Annotated in this window: 15 protein-coding genes; 11 read left to right on the forward strand and 4 right to left on the reverse strand. The window is 64.0% G+C overall.

What is annotated here, in order from left to right; genetic code table 11:
• Nucleotide 1: 1 nt before the first annotated feature.
• From XH81_RS01990 to XH81_RS02005, 4 genes are all read left to right on the forward strand, one after another.
• Nucleotides 2–358, forward strand: a complete 357-nt coding sequence (locus tag XH81_RS01990) for a c-type cytochrome (RefSeq protein WP_028142703.1) — start codon at nucleotides 2–4, stop codon at nucleotides 356–358.
• Nucleotides 355–1,284: a substrate-binding periplasmic protein gene (locus XH81_RS01995; RefSeq protein WP_028142704.1), complete on the forward strand. Its 930-nt coding sequence runs from the start codon at nucleotides 355–357 to the stop codon at nucleotides 1,282–1,284. The genes XH81_RS01990 and XH81_RS01995 overlap by 4 nt, the downstream gene beginning before the upstream one ends.
• A 266-nt stretch (nucleotides 1,285–1,550) precedes the next feature.
• The gene (locus tag XH81_RS02000) at nucleotides 1,551–2,540 is read left to right on the forward strand and encodes a Bug family tripartite tricarboxylate transporter substrate binding protein (protein WP_028142705.1); all 990 of its coding nucleotides are present in this window, start codon (nucleotides 1,551–1,553) and stop codon (nucleotides 2,538–2,540) included.
• A 120-nt stretch (nucleotides 2,541–2,660) separates the two neighbouring features.
• Nucleotides 2,661–3,086, forward strand: coding sequence for a hypothetical protein (locus tag XH81_RS02005; protein WP_028142706.1), 426 nt, complete (start codon nucleotides 2,661–2,663; stop codon nucleotides 3,084–3,086).
• 88 nt (nucleotides 3,087–3,174) lie between these two features.
• On the opposite strand, the gene XH81_RS02010 is transcribed toward XH81_RS02005, so the two are convergent.
• Nucleotides 3,175–4,143, reverse strand: coding sequence for a helix-turn-helix domain-containing protein (locus tag XH81_RS02010; RefSeq protein WP_018320733.1), 969 nt, complete (start codon nucleotides 4,141–4,143; stop codon nucleotides 3,175–3,177).
• Between the two features lie 508 nt (nucleotides 4,144–4,651).
• Here XH81_RS02010 and xoxF5 point away from each other — a divergent pair.
• From xoxF5 to XH81_RS02045, 7 genes are all read left to right on the forward strand, one after another.
• The gene (gene xoxF5, locus XH81_RS02015; protein ID WP_271595655.1) at nucleotides 4,652–6,454 is read left to right on the forward strand and encodes a lanthanide-dependent methanol dehydrogenase XoxF5; all 1,803 of its coding nucleotides are present in this window, start codon (nucleotides 4,652–4,654) and stop codon (nucleotides 6,452–6,454) included.
• A gap of 111 nt (nucleotides 6,455–6,565) precedes the next feature.
• Nucleotides 6,566–7,054, forward strand: coding sequence for a c-type cytochrome, methanol metabolism-related (locus tag XH81_RS02020; RefSeq protein WP_028142708.1), 489 nt, complete (start codon nucleotides 6,566–6,568; stop codon nucleotides 7,052–7,054).
• A gap of 60 nt (nucleotides 7,055–7,114) precedes the next feature.
• Nucleotides 7,115–8,224 (forward strand): S-(hydroxymethyl)glutathione dehydrogenase/class III alcohol dehydrogenase, encoded by a 1,110-nt coding sequence (locus XH81_RS02025; protein ID WP_018320736.1) that lies wholly within the window; start codon nucleotides 7,115–7,117, stop codon nucleotides 8,222–8,224.
• A gap of 32 nt (nucleotides 8,225–8,256) precedes the next feature.
• Nucleotides 8,257–8,820 (forward strand): S-(hydroxymethyl)glutathione synthase, encoded by a 564-nt coding sequence (gene gfa, locus XH81_RS02030; protein WP_018320737.1) that lies wholly within the window; start codon nucleotides 8,257–8,259, stop codon nucleotides 8,818–8,820.
• 658 nt (nucleotides 8,821–9,478) lie between these two features.
• On the forward strand, nucleotides 9,479–9,931 hold the full coding sequence (locus XH81_RS02035; protein ID WP_028142709.1) for a (2Fe-2S)-binding protein: 453 nt from the start codon (nucleotides 9,479–9,481) through the stop codon (nucleotides 9,929–9,931).
• 1 nt (nucleotide 9,932) lies between these two features.
• A complete protein-coding gene (locus XH81_RS02040; protein WP_028142710.1) occupies nucleotides 9,933–12,245 on the forward strand; it encodes a xanthine dehydrogenase family protein molybdopterin-binding subunit in 2,313 nt (770 codons plus the stop codon).
• Nucleotides 12,246–12,317: 72 nt separating this feature from the next.
• The gene (locus XH81_RS02045) at nucleotides 12,318–12,578 is read left to right on the forward strand and encodes a hypothetical protein (RefSeq protein WP_028142711.1); all 261 of its coding nucleotides are present in this window, start codon (nucleotides 12,318–12,320) and stop codon (nucleotides 12,576–12,578) included.
• Nucleotides 12,579–12,813: 235 nt separating this feature from the next.
• On the opposite strand, the gene XH81_RS02050 is transcribed toward XH81_RS02045, so the two are convergent.
• The 3 genes from XH81_RS02050 to XH81_RS02060 all read right to left on the reverse strand — a co-directional run bounded on the left by XH81_RS02050 (nucleotide 12,814) and on the right by XH81_RS02060 (nucleotide 16,042).
• Nucleotides 12,814–14,541: a methanol/ethanol family PQQ-dependent dehydrogenase gene (locus XH81_RS02050; RefSeq protein ID WP_028142712.1), complete on the reverse strand. Its 1,728-nt coding sequence runs from the start codon at nucleotides 14,539–14,541 to the stop codon at nucleotides 12,814–12,816.
• Between the two features lie 117 nt (nucleotides 14,542–14,658).
• Nucleotides 14,659–15,312, reverse strand: a complete 654-nt coding sequence (locus XH81_RS02055; protein ID WP_028142713.1) for a QcrA and Rieske domain-containing protein — start codon at nucleotides 15,310–15,312, stop codon at nucleotides 14,659–14,661.
• Nucleotides 15,313–15,577: 265 nt separating this feature from the next.
• A complete protein-coding gene (locus tag XH81_RS02060; protein ID WP_038973413.1) occupies nucleotides 15,578–16,042 on the reverse strand; it encodes a group III truncated hemoglobin in 465 nt (154 codons plus the stop codon).
• Between the last annotated feature and the right edge of the window lie 6 nt (nucleotides 16,043–16,048).

Raw genomic sequence — 16,048 nt, forward strand, 5'->3', positions numbered from 1 at the left:
GATGCTGAGAAAGCCATCTCACAGGACGGCGGCGGTCCTCGCCGCCGTCGCGGGGCTGACGGTCGCGCTTGCGGCGACCGTTCGCGCCGCGGACGACGCAACCGGCAATCCCATGCAGGCACAGATCGACCACGGCAAGTCGACCTATGCTTCGAAATGCTCGCACTGCCATGGCCCCAATCTGATGAACTCCGGCACGATCACGCCGGACCTGCGTGCCATCCCCGACGACAAGACCCGCTTCATCACCACAGTGAAGAACGGCAAGAACAACAAGATGCCGCCGTGGGGCGATATCCTCAACGACGAGGAGATCGGCTCCCTCTGGGCCTTCATCTCCAGCCGGAGGAAGCCATGAGGGGCCGGCGTGCTGCATGGAGCATTGCGGCCGTTCTTTCGACGATGGCGTCGGTCGCTGTTGCGGCCGACGATCCCCTGAAGATCTGTCTCGACGAGGACCGGCCGCCGTTCTCGATGCACCACCGCGGCAAGCCGGATGCCGGCTTCGACGTGCTGCTTGCGCAGGCAATGGCTGAGCGGCTGGGACGGAAGCTGACGATCCAGTGGTTCGAGAGCAAGCTGGACGAGGATTCGAGCCCCCAGCTCGAGGCCAACGCGTTGCTCTCGGATCGCCGCTGCTCGCTCGTCGGCGGCTACGCGCTGACGCAGGATTCGCTCGTCGCCCCCGGGATGAAGACGGCGCGCTTGCCTGACTTCGCCGGGGCCACGCGCGACGATCGGAGGCGCCGCGTCGCACTCGGCGTGCTCGCGCCGAGCCAGCCTTACGTCTATTCGCCGATGACGGTCGTGCTCGGGCCGAAGGCAAGCGGGCGCAAGATCGGCGACATCGGCGATCTCGCAGGCCTTCGTCTCGTCATCGAAAGCGGCTCGCTCGGCGACGCCATCCTGATGACCTTCGACAAGGGACGGCTGATCGACAACATCACCCATCTCGTCCCCGGCCGCGACGATCTGCTGGGCGCACTCCAGCGCGGCGACCATGACGCGACGCTGATCGACCTCGGCCGCTTCGACGCCCATCGCGCCGCGCATCCGGACACGGCGATCACGGCGTCCGGATACTATTATCCGATCGGCGCCAATCGCGGCTATGTCGGACTGGCCAGCGATGGCGTGCTGATCGACGCCGTCAACAAGGCGCTGACGGGGCTCGCGGCCGAAGGCAAGATCGCAGAATTCGGCAGGCAGGCTGGGCTCACCTACCTGCCACCGCGCGAGCCTGCGATCCTGGGCGATGTCTGGATGAAGATCATTCAGCGGTGATTGGAAAGGCTCTGGTGTCCCGGACGCGCTGCAATGCCCCTCAGCGTTGCGGCGCAGAGCCGGGACCCATGCGGCATAGCTTGCGGTCGAGGCATAGGACCCGGCTCAGCAGCGCACCGCTGAAGGAGCACTGCGCTGCGTCCGGGGCACAACGCCGCGCCCACCATGCCCCACTCTGTCCGACGGAATGCGCCAATCTGTCTCGCTCGCCGGCCATGGCGGCGCCAGCCTGATGCAGTAGGTTCGGCCAAAATCAGGAGGGAATCATGACCGCCAAATTCGATCGCCGCCACTTCGTCGCCGCCGGTACCACCGCACTTGCGATGCCCTTCGTCATGCGCGGCGCCTCGGCGCAGGCCGCGTGGCCGTCGCGGCAGATTCGCATGATTTGCAGCTATCCCGCCGGCGGGCAGACCGACCTGCTCGCGCGCGCCTACGGTGAGTTCATCTCAAAGCAGGTCGGCAAGACCGTCGTCGTCGAGAACAAGCCCGGCGCCTCCGGTGCGATCGGCACGGCCGAGGTCGCTCGCGCCGAGCCCGACGGCCACACCATGCTGTGCTCGATCTCGACCACCTACATCATGAACCGGGTGGTGATGAAGAATCCCGGCTACGACATGGACAAGGATTTGGCGCTCGTCAGCGTCATTCCGGGCGCCGGCCTGTTGCTGGTCGCGAACCCCAAGACCGGCGTCAAGACGCTGGAGGATTTCGTCGCGTTCGCACGCAAGAGCGGCAAGGTGAATTTCGGCACCTATAGCGCGGGCTCGGCCCCGCACATGACGATCAACGAGCTCAACAAGCAGTATGGCCTGTCCATCGAGCCGGTCCATTACCGCGGCGAGGCCCCGATGTGGACGGGGATGCTCGAAGGCACGCTGGATGCCGCGATGGGCAGCTACACGGCGGCGCAGTCGGTCCTGCAAAGCGACCGCGGCACCGTGTTCGCGGTGCATTCAAAGAAGGTCGACGCGATCCCTGCTATCAAGACCCTTCCGGAGCAGGGCGCGACCTCGAAATTCTTCACCGTGAGCGGCTTCTCCGGTTGGGCCGTGCCGAAGGCGACGCCGCAAGCGGTCGTCGACCGCCTGGCGGAGCTCTGCGTTGCCGCCAACAACGATCCGAAAGTGAAGGAAGTTCTCACGACCTTCGTGCTCGAACCCGCAATCGGCTTCAAGGAGAGCAACGCCCTGTATCAGCGCGAACTGCCGATCTGGATCGAGAGCGCGAAGTCTCTCGGCCTCGAGCCGGCTTGAGGCCTGGCACGGCGTGCACGGCCCGTAGACCAAAGCCTAGTGTCGGAACGGCATTTTCCCGCTATGATTGTGCGTCGCTGTCGAAGGATAGCAACCGCACGAGCTAGAAAGGCCGATCGCATGACGCCGGATTCGCTCGCCGTGGCCGCCATGATCATCCTGCTCTTTCCGATGGGTTATTTCACGCTGGCTTCGCCCGCCTTTCTGCTGGTGAAGCTCGATGTCCGGCCCGTCGCACTGTTGCTGCGCGGAATGTTTAATGCCCATTTCCTGGTGATGGGCGCAGCCGGGATTATCGGGACCGTGGCCTTCCTGCTCGCTGGCCAGCTCGTCTTCGCGACGGTCGTCGGCCTGCTTGCAGCTCTGGCGATCGGCGGCCGCCGCCGGTTCATGGCGCGGATGGACAATCAGCTCAGCGCCGGCGATGCCGGCGACACCGAGGCCCCCCGTCGGCTGCGACGGCTGCATTGGAGCGGGATGCTGTGCAACGCGGTCCTGCTTGCCGCGCTGCTGGCCAGCATTCCCTACATTTCGACGGCTGCTTGATCGGCAATTGCTGCGTGAGCGGCACTGCAACCGCCGGAGCTGCCTCGGCGCCCGCCTAAAGCATGATCCGGAAAAGTCGCATCGCGCCTTAGTGCTCGCCCGAACTCGCGGTGGCCTGCTGCGCCTTGTGGATCGAGGACGGCACCACGCCGAAATATTTCCGGAACACCCGGCTGAAATGCGATGAGCTGGAGAAGCCCCAGGAGAACGCGACGTCGGTGATGGTCTTGCCGGCGTGGGCCTCGAGCTCCTGGCGGCAGTTCTGCAGGCGCGCCTGCCAGATGTAGTCGCTCACCGTGGTGCCGCGCTCCGAGAACAGCATATGCAGATAGCGCTTCGAGCAGCCGAGCTCGGTCGAGATTTGGTCGATGCACAGATCCGGGTCGCGCAGGTGCTCGCGGATGAAGAACTGCGCGCGCACATACATCGCTTCCGGCCCGACACGGTCGAACATCGTGTCGGCTTCGCGCAGCGGCAGCAGCAACAGGTCGATCAGCGAATCGGCGACGCCGACCGCGCTGTTTGCCGACAGCTTTGCCGCCTCGTCGAAGGTCGCATGAACGAAATCGTGGGCGATCCGCCCCGTCCCTGTCTTCGACGACAGCTTGCAGGCGGGCATCCGCTGCGACGGGAATCCGCGGTCGCGCAGCAGCGCCTTCGGCACGATCACGACGTCGTGACGGGTGAAGGCCGGGCTGATGATCGAATGCGGGCAGGAGACGTCATAGGCGATGATGTCGCCCGGGTTGATCTCGATGTGGCGGCCTTCTTGCTCGAAATAGGACACGCCGTAAGTCTGGAAGTGAATCTTGATGTACGGATGCTCGTTGGCCTTGGCGCGCGCCAGCGTGTGGGCAATGCGATGCTGACTCACTTCGATCTGGCAGAGCTTCAGGCGCGAGACGCTGGTGTAGTCGATGCGGCCCTCGAGCGAGGACGCCTCCAGCGGATCGACGTCGAAATGCCCACACAGGCTCGTCAGCCCGTCGATCCAGCTCTGGATCTGGCGCTTCGGCGTCATGCCGGTCGTCGAGAGCGTGTGAATGGTGTCGGACATTAATCCAGCCACTGGTTTGATCCGGAGAGACGCGAATCGCGACCAGCGCTGCCGGAGCCCTCAGCCGTGATTGCGTGACGTTTACCTCGAATTTGAGCGGTCTTTTGGCACGAGCGCCATCGTTCCATTGCCACCCTTGAAACTTAATCCTCCGCCTTAGTTGCAGCGCCGTCAAGGGGAACCTGAGCGTTGAAGGCACTGCAAAAGCGATGCGGAAGCCGCTGAATTCGCTACTGCAAAATCAAAATCTTCGCGTCCGTGCGCTATGAAGCAAACCGGCTTCTCTCTTGGGCAAGTTTCCCGATGACGAAGTCGTTAGGGATTGCGGCAGGAACAACAAGAACGGGCTCCTGCACGTGGACCCGTGGCTCTCATCAGGAGGAGGAAACAGCACAGCATCGTTTCTGGTCCCAATCGTGACCGCCCTGCACGAGCAGACGCCGGACGAGAAGCCCGGTGAATCAGTATTGCTTCGGAAACAATAAACGAGACCAACGGAGGAATAACTATGCGCAAGGTGCTACTGGCGACCTTTCTTGGCTCCGCGGCGGCGCTCGCCGTCGGGGGCGCCTCAGCCAATGACGAGCTGGTCAAGATGTCGCAGAACCCGAAAGACTGGGTGATGCCGACCGGCGACTACGCCAATTCCCGCTATTCCAAGCTCAACCAGATCAACGCACAGAACGTAGGCAAGCTCCAGGTGGCCTGGACCTTCTCGACCGGCGTGCTGCGTGGCCATGAAGGCGGCCCGCTGATCATCGGCAACATGATGTACGTCCACACGCCGTTCCCGAACAAGGTCTATGCCATTGACCTTTCCAACGAGAACAAGATCGTCTGGAAGTACGAGCCGAAGCAGGATCCGAACGTCATTCCGGTGATGTGCTGCGATACGGTCAATCGCGGCCTGGCCTTCGGCGACGGCAAGATCTTCCTGCATCAGGCCGACACCACCCTCGTCGCGCTCGATGTCAAGACCGGTCAAGTTGCATGGACCGTCAAGAATGGCGATCCGAGCAAGGGCGAGACCGGCACGTCGGCCCCCATGGTCGTCAAGGACAAGGTGCTGATCGGCATCTCCGGCGGCGAGTTCGGCGTCCAGGCCCATATGTCGGCTTACGATATCAAGACCGGCAAGCTGGCATGGCGCGGATATTCGGAAGGACCGGACAACCAGCTCCTGGTCGACGACAAGACCACCGCGCTCGGCAAGCCGATCGGCAAGGATTCCAGCCTGAAGACCTGGCAGGGCGATCAGTGGAAGATCGGCGGCGGTGCCACCTGGGGCTGGATCTCCTACGATCCCGAGCTGAACCTCGTCTACTACGGATCGGGCAACCCCTCGACCTGGAATCCGAAGCAGCGTCCCGGCGACAACAAATGGTCGATGACGATCTGGGCGCGTAACCCGGATACCGGCGTCGCCAAGTGGGTCTATCAGATGACGCCCCACGACGAATGGGACTATGACGGCGTCAACGAGATGATCCTCTCGGACCAGTCGATCAACGGCCAGCCGCGCAAGCTGCTGACGCACTTCGACCGTAACGGCCTCGCCTACACCATGGACCGCACCAACGGCGAACTGCTGGTCGCCGAAAAGTACGATCCGAAGGTGAACTGGACCTCCGGCGTCGACATGGACAAGAACTCGCCGACCTACGGCCGTCCGAAGGTGCTCGACGTAGCTTCGACCGACAAGGCGGGCGAGGACGTCAACGTGAAGGGCATCTGCCCGGCCGCGCTCGGCACCAAGGACGAGCAGCCGGCAGCCTACTCGCCGGACACGCAGTTGTTCTACGTTCCGACCAACCACGTCTGCATGGACTACGAGCCGTTCAAGGTGAGCTACACCGCGGGCCAGCCCTATGTGGGTGCGACGCTCTCGATGTATCCGCCGGCGGGTGAAACCCACATGGGCAACTTCATCGCCTGGGACGGCAAGACCGGCAAGATCGTCTGGTCGAACAAGGAGCAGTTCTCGGTCTGGTCGGGTGCGCTCGCAACCGCCGGTGGCGTGGTGTTCTACGGCACGCTCGAAGGCTACCTGAAGGCGGTCGACGCCAAGTCCGGCAAGGAGCTCTACAAGTTCAAGACTCCCTCCGGCATCATCGGCAACGTCACCACCTATGAGAACGGCGGCAAGCAGTATGTCGCAGTGCTCTCCGGCGTCGGCGGCTGGGCCGGCATCGGTCTGGCGGCAGGCCTGACCGATCCGACCGCAGGTCTCGGCGCGGTCGGTGGCTACGCGGCTCTCAGCAACTACACGGCACTCGGCGGTACGCTGACCGTGTTCGCGCTGCCGAACTAGGCCCATCAGCATCGCTCCGGCGCGTGGAATCAACCCCACGCGCCGGCTCGTCTCCCCCGGGCTCCTTCGAGGATGAATCTCTTGCGTAAAATCTGCTCTGTCATTGCTGCGATGATCTTGGTTGCGTCCGGAGGAATTGCGGTCGCGGACGGTCCGGGCGATCCGACCGCCGTGAAGAAGGAAGACGACGGAAAGTGGCTCGATAAGGACGGCACTCCGACCTACAAGATTTCCGACGGCACCGTGGACTGGTTCACCTATTCCGGATACCGCCGCTATCACTCCGACTGCCACGTCTGCCATGGGCCTGACGGCATGGGTTCCACCTACGCGCCGGCGCTCAAGGATTCCGTGAAGACCATGAGCTATGGCGACTTCCTCGGCGTCGTCGCCTCCGGTCGCAAGAACATCTCGACCGCGCAGGAGAACGTCATGCCCGCCTTCGGCGATAATCCGAACGTCGCCTGCTACATGGATGATCTGTACGTCTATCTGCGCGCCCGCTCCACCGAAGCATGGGGCCGGCAGCGTCCCTCCAAGAAGGAGGAGAAACCGGAGGCCTACACCAAGGCGGAAGAGGCCTGCATGGGCCATAAATGAACGTTGCCGAGGCTGCCGAGACCACCTCTTGGCATCTTGCGAGAATTTGAGGAGCTACCAATGAAGACACGTGCCGCCGTCGCTTTCGAAGCCAAGAAGCCGCTCGAGATCGTCGAGCTCGATCTGGAAGGACCGAAGGCCGGCGAAGTCCTGGTCGAGATCAAGGCGACGGGCATCTGCCATACCGACGCCTACACGCTCGACGGCTTCGACAGCGAGGGAATTTTCCCGTCGGTCCTGGGACATGAGGGCGCAGGCATCATCCGCGAGATCGGTCCTGGCGTGACCTCGGTGAAGCCGGGTGACCACGTCATCCCGCTCTACACGCCGGAATGCCGGCAGTGCAAAAGCTGCCTCAGCCAGAAGACCAATCTCTGCACCGCGATCCGCGCGACGCAAGGCAAGGGCGTGATGCCCGACGGCACCAGCCGCTTTTCCTACAAGGGCAAGCCGGTCTACCACTACATGGGCTGCTCGACCTTCTCGAACTTCACCGTGCTGCCGGAGATCGCGGTCGCCAAGATCCGCGAGGACGCCCCGTTCGACAAGAGCTGCTACATCGGCTGCGGCGTCACCACCGGCGTCGGCGCCGTCGTCAACACCGCGAAGGTCACGCCGGGCTCCAACGTAGTCGTGTTCGGCCTCGGCGGCATCGGCCTCAACGTGATCCAGGGCGCCAAGATGGCCGGCGCCGACAAGATCATCGGCGTCGACATCAACGACTCCAAGGAGGATTGGGGCCGCAGGTTCGGCATGACCGAGTTCGTCAACCCCAAGAAGATCACCGGCGACATCGTCCAGCACCTCGTCGGCCTCACCGACGGCGGCGCCGACTACACTTTCGATTGCACCGGCAACACCACGGTGATGCGCCAGGCACTGGAAGCCTGCCATCGCGGCTGGGGCACCTCGATCATCATCGGCGTTGCCGAATCCGGCAAGGAGATCGCCACCCGCCCGTTCCAGCTCGTCACCGGGCGCAACTGGCGCGGCACGGCCTTCGGCGGCGCCCGCGGCCGCACCGACGTGCCGAAGATCGTCGACTGGTACATGAACGGAAAGATCCAGATCGATCCGATGATCACCCACGTGCTCAAGCTCGAAGAGATCAACAAGGGCTTCGACCTCATGCACGAGGGCAAATCCATCCGTTCAGTCGTCGTCTACTAGCTCGAAAGCGTCACCCCAAGGAGGATCGACCCATGACTGTTGCACTCCATCCATCGATCGACAACGGCCTCAAACAGGGCAGCGGCAGCTTTGCCGGCGGCACGCTGGCCTGCAAATGCAAGGACCATCAGGTCAAGGTCGGCATCAAGGGCGACGTCGCCCACAATCACGCCTGCGGCTGCACCAAATGCTGGAAGCCGCAGGGCGCGACGTTCTCCGTCGTCGCCGTGGTGCCGCGCCAGAACGTCACCGTGCTCGAGAACGGTGACAAGCTCCAGATCGTCGATCCCTCCGCAGTGATCCAGCGCTACGCCTGCAAGGCGTGCGGCACCCACATGTACGGCCGCATCGAGAACAAGGGCCACCCGTTCTACGGTCTCGACTTCATTCATCCGGAGCTGTTCCAGGAGCAGGGTTCGCAGGCGCCGCAATTCGCCGCCTTCGTCTCCTCGGTGATCGAAGCGGGCGTGAAGCCGGAGCAGATGGCGGGTATCCGTTCGCGGCTGAAGGAAATCGGGCTCGAGCCCTATGATTGCCTGTCACCGGCGCTGATGGACGCGATCGCGACCCACGTCGCCAAAGCCAAAGCGGCCTGAGCAAGGCCGCCTAACGAGGCCGCCTGAGCAAGGCGGTCGGACGTTCACCATGACCTATCCGCTCGCTGGCCTCGATCAGTGCCAGCGAGCCGGACGGGCCCGGCTCCGGGACAGTCGCGGCGATGCCGCCGCCCCTGCAAGCTACGCGTATGCGAGCGTGATTGGCTCCCTCAGTCCTGGTCTCTGAATGACTGCGCAGCGCCGCCAACTTCCGTCTTGAAGTTCCCGGCCCCTGCGTTTCTCCCTCCCTCGACTGAGGCACCTTGCTTCGTCCGCGCAGTCTTTCTGGCGGACGAAGCTTTTTTTCATCGCAGCCCCTGTTTGCGAACGCCCGGTCCACGCGGCGCGATGACGCGCCCTGCTTTTGACAAACCGTCGATGCAATCTTTTCCCGGTGAGAACACCCGGCTGTGAACGCCGGGCCGGCGCGACCTCTGCTACGATCGCGTCGTCACGATGCCGCACAACGTTCAATCAATTAAGAACAAAAACGGGAGGTATCGAGCACATCCAGACATCGCCATCGGCGTTCCTGCCTCCCTCCGGGATTTGCCCGCGCGGGACGAGGGCGGGCTGTGGCGCGACCAGGCACGAACCGGCGCCGACCGGCGTCGACGAGTTTTGAATTTGGCATGCTTATGAAGAGCGAGGGACGATCATGATCAAGGTGAAGATCAACGGCCAGGAACAGAGCTGGGACGGCGACCCGGATCTCCCGCTACTCTGGTTCCTGCGTGACGAAGCCGGGCTGACCGGCAGCAAGTACGGCTGCGGCCAGGCCCTGTGCGGCGCCTGCACCGTCATCGTCGACAAGCAAGCCGTGCGCGCCTGTATCACGTCGGTCAACGACGTCGCCGGACGCGAGGTCACCACAATCGAGGGCCTGCACCCGACCGGTGATCACCCGGTGCAGAAGGCGTGGCGCCAGGTCAACGTGCCCCAATGCGGCTTCTGCCAGGCCGGTCAGATCATGCAGGCCGCGGCGCTTCTGATGGACAATCCAAAGCCGTCGCACGACCAGATCCGCCAGTCGATGTCGGGCAACATCTGCCGCTGCGGCTGCTACCAGCGCATCGAGAACGCGGTCCATCTCGCATCGACGGGGGTGTGACATGAATTTCATCGACAATCCCGGCAAGCTCCGTGGCTTCGAAAAGAACATCAAGATCGAGAAGGTCTCGCGCCGCAGCATCCTGAAAGGGCTCGGCATCACCGGCGGCTTCGTGCTCGCCGCACCCGTGATGTCGCGCCAGGCATTGGCCTACGAGACCGGCGCCGGAAAGATGCCACACGGCGTCGTGGTGGATCCGCGCGTGTTCGTTTCGGTCGCGCCCGACGGCATCGTGACCATCGTGGGTCACCGTTCGGAAATGGGCACCGGCGTCCGCACCTCCCTGCCGCTGATCGTGGCCGAGGAGATGGAGGCCGACTGGTCCAGGGTCAAGGTGCAGCAGGCCCATGGCGACGAGGTCAAGTTCGGCAACCAGGACACCGACGGCTCGCGCAGCACGCGGCATTACCTGATCCCGATGCGCCAGATCGGCGCCTCCGCCCGCACCATGCTGGAGCAGGCCGCGGCGAAGCGCTGGGGCGTGCCGGCGACCGAGGTCAAGGCCGTCAATCACGAGGTCGTCCACAGCACCAGCGGCCGCAAGCTCGGTTTCGGCGAGCTCGCCGCCGACGCCGCCAAGGAATCGGTGCCTGCCATCGAAGGCCTCAAGCTGAAGGATCCCCGGGATTTCCGGTATCTCGGCAAGGGCCAGGTCGGCATCGTCGATCTCCACGACATCACCACCGGCAAGGCGATTTACGGCGCCGATGTGCGGCTGCCGGGCATGAAATATGCCGTGATCGCCCGCCCGCCGGTAACCGGCGGCAAGCTGGTCTCGTTCGATCCCGATGCGGCGCTGAAGGTCGCCGGCGTCGAGAAGGTGCTGAAGGTTCAAGGCTGGCCGTGGCCGTCCAAATTCCAGCCGCTCGGCGGCGTCGCGGTGATCGCCCGCAACACCGGCGCGGCGATCAAGGGCCGCGACGCGCTGAAGCTGGTCTGGGACGACGGCGCCAATGGCAAATACGACTCCGTCGCCTACCGCAAGGAGCTCGAGGAGGCCTCGCGCAAGCCCGGCCTCGTCCTGCGCAAGGAGGGCGATGCGGACGCTGCCCTGAAGGGCGCCGACAAGGTGATCGTCGGCGAGTACTACGTCCCGCATCTTGCTCATGTCAGCATGGAGACGCCGGTGGCGGTCGCCGACGTCAAGGGCGACAAGGCCGAGATCTGGGCGCCGGTGCAGAGCCCCGGCGGCACCCGCGAGGACGTCGCCAAGACGCTCGGCATTCCCGAGGCCAACGTCACGGTCAACGTCACGCTGCTCGGCGGCGGATTCGGGCGCAAGTCGAAATGCGACTTTGCGCTCGAGGCCGCGCTGCTCTCGAAAGAGCTCGGCGCACCGGTGAAGGTGCAGTGGACGCGCGAGGACGACATCCATAACGGCTTCCTGCATACCGTCTCGGTCGAGCGGATCGAGGCCGGCCTCGACAAGAGCGGCAAGGTTGTTGCCTGGCGCCATCGCAGCGTGGCCCCCAGCATCGCCTCGACGTTCGCTGCCGGGACCGTGCACCAGGCCCCGTTCGAGATCGGCATGGGCCTCGTCGACATGCCGTTCGAGATCGCCAACATCTCGTGCGAGAACCCGGAAGCCGCGGCGTTTACCCGCATCGGCTGGTTCCGCTCGGTCTCGAACATCCCGCGCGCCTTCGCGGTGCAATCAATGGTCGGCGAGATCGCGCAAGCGACCGGCCGCGACCAGAAGGAGACGCTGCTCGCGCTGATCGGAAGCCCGCGCATCGTCAAACCGGAGGTGAAAGACCTCTGGAACTACGGCGAGCCCCAGGAGAGCTACCCGATCGACACCGCGCGCCTGCGCAAGGTGGTCGAACTGGTCGCCGAGAAGGGTGAGTGGGGACGCAAGGTACCGAAGGGCCATGGCCTTGGCATCGCAGTGCACCGCAGCTTCGTCAGCTACATCGCGACCATCGTCGAGGTCGCCGTCGACGACAAGGGCAAGCTGACGGTGCCACGGGTCGACACGGCGATCGATTGCGGCACCTATGTCAACCCCGAGCGCATCGCCTCGCAGATCGAAGGCGCGGCGATCATGGGGCTGAGCCTCGCCAAATACGGCGAGATCACCTTCAAGGATGGCAAGGTGCAGCAGAAGAACTTTGACGACTTCCAGGTCGTCAGGATGGACGAATCTCCCGTGGTGACCAACGTCTACATCGTGCCGCCCGGACCCGACACGCCGCCGAGCGGCGTCGGCGAGCCCGGTGTTCCGCCATTCGCACCGGCGCTGATCAATGCGATCTTCGCGGCGACCGGAAAACGCATCCGCTCGCTTCCGATCGGCAAGCAATTGGAGGCGTGAGACGGAACAGAGGCGCGAGACGGAACACAAGCGGTCTCGCGCCGTTTCCATCGATCTGACAGGAGCAGATCGATGACAAATATCTCAAAGGCGCTCGCAGTCTCGTTGCTGTCGGGCGCCTTTCTTGTGACCGCCTCCGGCGCATTCGCCCAGAGCAACACGACGCCACCGGCTACCGCGACGCGCCCCACCACGCCGGACCAGAACTCGCTGCCCAACGCCAACGCCCCGCCTCCCTCGACCACCCAGACCACCGGACAACACAACCCGGATCCCAAGGTTCGCGAGATGAACCAGAAGGAAAAGGACAAGGTGGAGCGTTTGGGGAAGTAGTGCTGCTCTGAGGTGTTGTTGCATACTGACGTGCCACACCATTATGGCCGGGCTTGTCCCGGCCATCCACGATCTTTACCGCGGCACAGAGAACGTGGATGCCCGGGACAAGCCCGGGCATGACGATCGTGTGCGGCAAGCGCGCGTCATCATACACGCAAAAATGCGGCGGACGTCGCCGTCCGCCGCATTCGCCACCCCCCTGCTGCTCCGCTTCTTTCGATCCGCCGCGGAGCTACTTCTTCAGCGCAAACACCCAGATGACGCCGCCTTGCGGCACATTGGCTTCGATGCCGATGTTGTTGGTCACCAGCGCGTCCTGGATGCGTTGCGCGTCGACGCCCCATCCCGACTGGATCGCGATGTATTGGGTGCCGTCGATCTCATAGGACACCGGCATGCCCATGATGCCGGAGTTGGTCTTCTGCTCCCACAGGAGCTCGCCGGTCTTGGCGTTGAAGGCTCGGAAGTTGCGGTCATTGGTGCCGCCGACGAAGATGAGATCGCCCGCGGTCGCCGTCACCGAGCCGAACAGCTGCGACTTCGGGAAGTTGTGTTGCCACACCTTCTTGCCCGTGGTGGGATCCCAGGCCTGCAGCTCGCCGAAATGATCCGCGCCCGGCTTCGTCTTCAGGCCGATGTCTTCCGGCTTGGTGCCGAGCCAGAGCTCGCCCGGCTTGAGCGCGACTTTCTCGCCGGTGAACCCGCCGCAGAAGTTCTCGTTGGCGGGCACGTAGACGAGGCCGGTCTTCTGGCTGTAGGCCGCCGACGGCCAGTCCTTGCCGCCCCACAGCGACGGACAGAACTCGACGCGCTTGCCGATCACCGGCTTGTGCGCGGGGTCGACGATCGGCTTGCCGCTCTCGGGCTCGATGCCCTTCCAGACGTCGGTCGAGACGAACGGCCAGCCGGCGACATAGTTGATCTTGGTCGGCGTGCGCTCGAGCACCCAGAAGATCGCGTCGCGGCCCGGATGGACCAGGCTCTTGATGTTGCGGCCATCGCGCTGCAGGTCGATCAGCATCGGCGCATCGACCTCGTCCCAGTCCCAGGAATCGTTCTGGTGGTACTGGTGATAGGTCTTGATCTTGCCGGTGCTCGGATCCAGCGCAAGTACCGAGGAGGTGTAGAGATTGTCGCCGGGATGGGTCTCGCCGGGCCATGGCGCGGCGTTGCCGACGCCCCAATAGATCGTCTTGGTCTCCTTGTCGTAATTGCCGGTCATCCAGGCCGAGCCGCCGCCGTTCTTCCAGTCGTCGCCCTGCCAGGTGTCATGGCCCGGCTCGCCTTCGCCTGGAATGGTGAAGGTCCGCCACAGCTCCTTGCCGTCCTTGGCATCATAGGCCGCGATATAGCCGCGCACGCCGAACTCGCCGCCGGAGCCGCCGACAATGACCTTGCCGTCGACGATCAGCGGCATCAGGGTCATGTACTGGCCCTTCTTGTAGTCCTGCACCTTGGTGTCCCACACCACCTTGCCGGTCTTGGCATCGAGCGCGACGACATGGTCGTCCGTGGTGGCGAGGTAGAGCTTGTCCTCCCAGAGGCCGACGCCGCGGCTGGTCGGGTGCAGCTGGAACAGATCGTCGGGGAGCTGCCGCTTGTAGCGCCAGTATTCGTCGCCGGTCTTGGCGTTGAGCGCGATCACCTGCCCCATCGGGGTCGCCACGAACATCACGCCGTTGTTGACGATCGGCGGCGCCTCGTGACCTTCGACGACGCCGGTGGCAAAGGTCCAGACCGGCGTGAGGTTCTTCACGTTGGAGGTGTTGATCTGATCGAGCGGGCTATAGCCGTGCCCGTCATAGGTGCGCCGATAGAGCATCCAGTTGCTTGGCTCTGGATTTTCCAGCCGCTGCGCTGTGACCGGCGCGTAATTCTCGATCGGACCTGACACGGCGGCGGTCGAAGCGAGGCAGGTGAAGGCGACGAAGCCGGACAGGTACCATTGCTTCCTGGTCATGGACGTTCCCCTTTTCATCCGTTTGAATTCTTGTGTTGAATTCTTGTCGTTCGTCCCGCCGTCCGCCCAACGGCGGATACGGCCTCTCGTGACGCGGGCGCGGGCCCGCACCGTTCATCATCCTGGCTGCGCGCCACCTACCTTTCCGATGAAATTTCCGGCGACGCTGAGCGAGCCGTCAGCGAGCGCCACCGGCAGCGCCGCGAGCCGTCGCGGCGCCGGGCCGAACACGACCTGTGCGCCCGCACGAGGATCGTATTCGGAGTTGTGACACATGCACTTGAACACCTCCTTGTCGCCGACATCGCTCTTCACCCAGGCGGTCACGGGACAACCGGCATGCGAGCAGATCGCCGAATAGGCGATGATGCCGTCGACGGCACGCGCGGCCGTCTTCTCGTCGAGCTCGGCGGGATCGAGCTTGATGATCAGGATCTCGTTGAGCCGGGAGGCGCTGCGCACCACCGATGTCTTGGGATCCTTCGGCCAGGCATGCACCGGCGGTCCGCCGGCCGGCAGGTCGGCCGCGGTGATCAGCTTTCCCTCCTTGTCGCCTTCGGAGAAGACGAGCACATCGCCTTTCTGGGGCCGTTCGTCGGAGCCGGGCGGATCCTCATCTGCGCGCGCGTGCCCGGAACAACCGAGGCAAGCGGTGGTGGCGAGCGCACCGAGCAGGACCGTGCGCCGCGTTTGGTCGGCGCAAGCGTCGGCTTCGGGCTCCCCGGAGTTTTCGGACGATGTGGAATTGGCGGTCAGGGATGCGCGGGACATGTCCACAAGCAGGCGCTGGAACTCTGCCGAAAACAAGGCGAAGAATTGGCACCGCAGTGCATCAATATGGCTTTGCTCGCGTTGATTGAGCGACGATGAACGCATTCAAGCGCGTTTTCACAATTTCAACGTCGCGCCGCGCGAGCGGCATGATGATTTTGCAGATCAGACCGATGATGTTGGTATTGGTGCGGCGCGCTATTCGTCGCGCTGCGCAAACGCAGCGCGACGCCCCCTGCATGTTTTGCAGGCAGCCGGGTCGTCGTCAGGACCTGAGCACGTGGCGCGGCGCGGCGATAGAACCGGCGACGGTGGCCGATGCCATCTCAAAACTGTCGGCGATGCGGCGCGCCTTGTCGATGAAGAGTGCAGCCGCCGGCGGCGGGCAGACCTCGCGCGCGGTCTGCTCGAACAGATCGAGCCAGCGGTCGAAATGATCGCCCACCAGGCTCAGCGGCAAATGCGCCCGCATCGGCGAGCCGTGATAGCGGCCGCTCATCAGCACGACCGAGGACCAGAAATCCCTGAGCTTGGCGAGATGCTCGTCCCAATTCTGCACGATCCCGAACACCGGCCCCAGCCGTGCATCTTCGCGCACGCGCCCATAGAAGCGGGTGACGAGTTCCCCGATCATCTCTTCGGTAATCCCGGTGCGCTCGATCGCATCCTGGGTCAACAGGTTCCGCCGCGCGGCCGCCGCCTCGCGCTCGGCCTTCAGTCGATCCGACATCTTTGC

Source organism: Bradyrhizobium sp. CCBAU 25360, from assembly GCF_028128695.1.
In the GTDB taxonomy this organism is placed as follows: Bacteria; Pseudomonadota; Alphaproteobacteria; order Rhizobiales; family Xanthobacteraceae; genus Bradyrhizobium; species Bradyrhizobium ottawaense.

Excerpts from the sequence above, each read along its gene's own strand:
- XH81_RS02045 (WP_028142711.1), top strand. The coding sequence starts at position 12,318 with ATGACAAATATCTCAAAGGCGCTCGCAGTCTCGTTGCTGTCGGGCGCC.
- XH81_RS02060 (WP_038973413.1), bottom strand. The coding sequence starts at position 16,042 with ATGTCGGATCGACTGAAGGCCGAGCGCGAGGCGGCGGCCGCGCGGCGG.
- XH81_RS02055 (WP_028142713.1), bottom strand. The coding sequence starts at position 15,312 with ATGTCCCGCGCATCCCTGACCGCCAATTCCACATCGTCCGAAAACTCC.
- XH81_RS02035 (WP_028142709.1), top strand. The coding sequence starts at position 9,479 with ATGATCAAGGTGAAGATCAACGGCCAGGAACAGAGCTGGGACGGCGAC.
- XH81_RS02040 (WP_028142710.1), top strand. The coding sequence starts at position 9,933 with ATGAATTTCATCGACAATCCCGGCAAGCTCCGTGGCTTCGAAAAGAAC.
- XH81_RS02005 (WP_028142706.1), top strand. The coding sequence starts at position 2,661 with ATGACGCCGGATTCGCTCGCCGTGGCCGCCATGATCATCCTGCTCTTT.
- gfa (WP_018320737.1), top strand. The coding sequence starts at position 8,257 with ATGACTGTTGCACTCCATCCATCGATCGACAACGGCCTCAAACAGGGC.
- XH81_RS02020 (WP_028142708.1), top strand. The coding sequence starts at position 6,566 with ATGATCTTGGTTGCGTCCGGAGGAATTGCGGTCGCGGACGGTCCGGGC.
- XH81_RS02050 (WP_028142712.1), bottom strand. The coding sequence starts at position 14,541 with ATGACCAGGAAGCAATGGTACCTGTCCGGCTTCGTCGCCTTCACCTGC.
- XH81_RS02010 (WP_018320733.1), bottom strand. The coding sequence starts at position 4,143 with ATGTCCGACACCATTCACACGCTCTCGACGACCGGCATGACGCCGAAG.
- XH81_RS02025 (WP_018320736.1), top strand. The coding sequence starts at position 7,115 with ATGAAGACACGTGCCGCCGTCGCTTTCGAAGCCAAGAAGCCGCTCGAG.
- XH81_RS02000 (WP_028142705.1), top strand. The coding sequence starts at position 1,551 with ATGACCGCCAAATTCGATCGCCGCCACTTCGTCGCCGCCGGTACCACC.
- xoxF5 (WP_271595655.1), top strand. The coding sequence starts at position 4,652 with ATGCGCAAGGTGCTACTGGCGACCTTTCTTGGCTCCGCGGCGGCGCTC.
- XH81_RS01995 (WP_028142704.1), top strand. The coding sequence starts at position 355 with ATGAGGGGCCGGCGTGCTGCATGGAGCATTGCGGCCGTTCTTTCGACG.
- XH81_RS01990 (WP_028142703.1), top strand. The coding sequence starts at position 2 with ATGCTGAGAAAGCCATCTCACAGGACGGCGGCGGTCCTCGCCGCCGTC.